Source organism: Pseudomonas atagonensis (assembly GCF_011369485.1).
In the GTDB taxonomy this organism is placed as follows: Bacteria; Pseudomonadota; Gammaproteobacteria; order Pseudomonadales; family Pseudomonadaceae; genus Aquipseudomonas; species Aquipseudomonas atagonensis.
In genome coordinates, this window is the sequence record NZ_VXCA01000038.1 from 1 (window position 1) to 2,808 (window position 2,808).

3 protein-coding genes and 1 pseudogene are annotated in these 2,808 nt (G+C 61.5%); 1 reads left to right on the forward strand and 3 read right to left on the reverse strand.

Annotated features, from left to right (window positions below; genetic code table 11):
• The 3 genes and pseudogenes from F2P67_RS24800 to F2P67_RS24810 form a co-directional block, all read right to left on the reverse strand.
• Positions 1–184, reverse strand: a pseudogene (locus tag F2P67_RS24800) (hypothetical protein); the annotation flags it as partial.
• On the reverse strand, positions 181–723 hold the full coding sequence (locus F2P67_RS24805; protein WP_166225017.1) for a thiamine pyrophosphate-binding protein: 543 nt from the start codon (positions 721–723) through the stop codon (positions 181–183). The gene F2P67_RS24805 and the pseudogene F2P67_RS24800, both read right to left, overlap by 4 nt.
• Entirely contained in the window at positions 720–1,919 is a 1,200-nt protein-coding gene (locus F2P67_RS24810; protein ID WP_166225020.1) for a PepSY-associated TM helix domain-containing protein, read from the reverse strand. Before F2P67_RS24810 ends, F2P67_RS24805 begins: the two co-directional genes overlap by 4 nt.
• Positions 1,920–2,210: 291 nt before the next feature.
• On the opposite strand from F2P67_RS24810, the gene F2P67_RS27845 reads away from it, so the two are divergent.
• A partial coding sequence (locus F2P67_RS27845) for an aconitase family protein (protein ID WP_425511030.1) occupies positions 2,211–2,808 on the forward strand: 598 nt, incomplete at its 3' end.

Consider the following 2,808-nt stretch of genomic DNA (forward strand, 5'->3'; position numbering starts at 1 on the left):
CGAGGGTCACGCCCGGCGCGCCGCTGCCGTCGGAGAAACCGCCGGTGCATTTGATCTGCTCGGCGTCGATGGCTTTGCATTCGCACATCGGGTTATGTGCCAGCGCGCCGGCACTGAAACCGGCGCTCAGCACCAGCAGCACGGCGCTCAGCGGCAGGCGAAAAGAGCGGTGAGTGCGAGTCATGGTTTGGCTCCTTGTTGGTTCAGCCAGGCGAGGGTGGCGGGGGAGGCCTGACTCAGGGGAATCGAGGCCTGATGCATGCTGCCGTCCCAACCTTCCATGGTGATCCACAGCTCGGCATCGGCTTTGGTTTTTTCCGGGATCGGCAACTGGGTGCCCATGCGATACGGCGTGCCGAAGAAGATCACCCCGGCGGCGCGCAGGCTGCGGGGTTTGCCGATGCGCAGATAGGTGGCCTTGACCTGATCGATGCAGGCATCGCACAAAGCGACATTGAAGCTTTTCATGTAGCCAGCGGGCCCGGCGGGGCGGGGCGCCTCGTCACGGAACTCGGCCATGCGCAGGCTCCAGGGCCCGACCTGGATTTCGCCGACTTCGCGTTCGCCCAGACCGGTATCGCCGCGAAACAGCGCCTGGTCCGCAAAGTATCTGGGCATGAACCCCAAAGGGATCAACAGCAGCAACACGTTGATGTGGAAGCGCCACTTGTGCCAGAACAGGCTCAGGCGCGAAGGGCGGGGTGCAACATTGGACTGGCTCACAGGTTGACCTCCGACGGTTCACGGTTCAGGGCCGGTTGTGCCTTGACGCGTTGCTTCTTGTGCTCGCGCTTGAGGGCGTTGGCGGTGGCCAGTGCGGTGCGTTTGGTCCAGATCAGCAGCCCGCTGAGCACCATCATGCTCAGCAGCAGGCCGAAGAAGAACCAGATCAATTTGATCCACAGGCCGCCAAAGTCACCGGTGTGCAACGGCCGCATGGATTCGGTGACGAACTCCAGGGACGTGCGGTCGGACAACAGGCGCGATGCAGCGATTTCACCGTTGTACGGGTTGATCGTCGCGCGCTGGTACATCAGCGGATACCAGCCGCGACCGCCGATATCGAGGTGGCTGTAGGCATTGCCCGGCAGGCTGACGTAGCTGGTTTCCAGCCCGGGGATTTTCTGCTGTGCGATCTCGATCGCGCGATCAAGGCTGATCTGCGGGGTCGGCGAACCGTCCGGCGAGAGGGGCACGCTCTCACGGGACATGGCCGGGATCACCGGTTCGCTCGAAATGGAAATGTGGTTGTCGGCCAGTAGCGCCTGAATCAGGAACCAGGTGCCGGTGATGGAAATCACCGCGATGAACCAGATGGACCAGATGCCGCTGAGGCGATGAAAGTCGCCCCAGAAAATCCGCGCACCGTGACGAAACCGCAGGGTCGGATTGAAGAAGCCTTTCCAGAAACGTTTGTACACCACCAGTCCGGTAACCAGCGAGGCGAGCATCGGCAGGCCGAGTATCGACACCAGGTACCAGCCCCAGCTGTAGCCATTGGTGAAGGGCACCAGCCACCAGCCGTGCAAGGCGCGGGTGAAACCCTTGAAGTTGAACGCCGGCGCCTCGCCCTGAATGACGCCCGTGTACGGGTTGACGTAGACCGTCAGCGAGCGCCCGTCGGGATAGCTGACGCGAACATCGAGGGCAAAGTGCGATTCATCGGGCCGGTCGATCTCTTGCACGACCGTTTGTGGTTCGGCTTTCTTGATGGCCGCAATGATCTGGTCGTAGCTGAGCAGCGGTGCATCGTCCGACGGAGCGCTGGCACGCATCTGCGGGTTGGCCAGCCAGACGATTTCCTGGCTGACCACCGCCAGTGTCCCGGTGACGCAGACGATCAGGACAAAAAACCAGATCGGCAACGCCAGCCAGCTATGTACCAGGAACCACAGTTTGGAGCGGGATTTCTTCGACATGATTGCGCGTCTTGTTTTCGGTGAAAGGGTGCGTGGCTACGGGCTTCGCAGCACGGGAGTCCCCGAAAGACCGGTCGTGGCTTTTGCCTACGCGAACGGCTTGCATCTCTATAGGACGGATGAGCCGGGCAAATCCCGATAAGCGATATGAAAGTAAATGTTTCGCACTTCGCATTTCGCCCGAGCCGATCGAACACGATTCATGATCCGCGCGATCACTGTCAGGCAATTGATGGCCCGCCGCCGCGCCCTATGATGAAAATCACACAGACTCCCCTGAGTGAGCGCTTGATGATCCCCAGAACCCTCTATGACAAACACATCGATTCGCACACGGTGTGCCGCCTCGACGATCAGGGCCATGTCCTGCTGTATATCGACCGCCAGGTGATCAACGAATACACCAGCCCTCAGGCCTTCAGCGGCCTGCGCGCGGCCGGGCGCNNGCCGGATGCGGGCGGGGCGCGGCAGGTGTCGTATCTGGCGGAAAACTGCCGGGATTTCGGCATCGAACTGCTGGACATCCTCGACAAGCGCCAAGGCATCGAACACGTGATTGCTCCGGAGCAGGGTTTTATTCTGCCGGGCATGGTGATCGCCGCCGGCGACAGCCACACCACGACTTATGGCGCGTTCGGCGCCTTCGGTTTCGGCATCGGCACATCGCAGATCGAGCACTTGCTGGCCTCGCAGACGCTGGTCTACAAGCGCTTGAAAAGCCTGCGCGTCACCGTTGACGGGGAACTGGCGCCGGGCCTGACCTCCAAGGACGTGATCATGGCGCTGATCGCCCGGATCGGCGCATCCGGGGCGACCGGTTTTGCCATTGAATTCTGCGGATCGACCATCGATGCGCTCAGCGTCGAAGCCCGCATGACCATTTGCAACA

Bases quoted from the DNA above. Each gene is read 5' to 3' on its own strand.
- F2P67_RS24810 (WP_166225020.1), bottom strand. From the start codon at position 1,919: ATGTCGAAGAAATCCCGCTCCAAACTGTGGTTCCTGGTACATAGCTGG.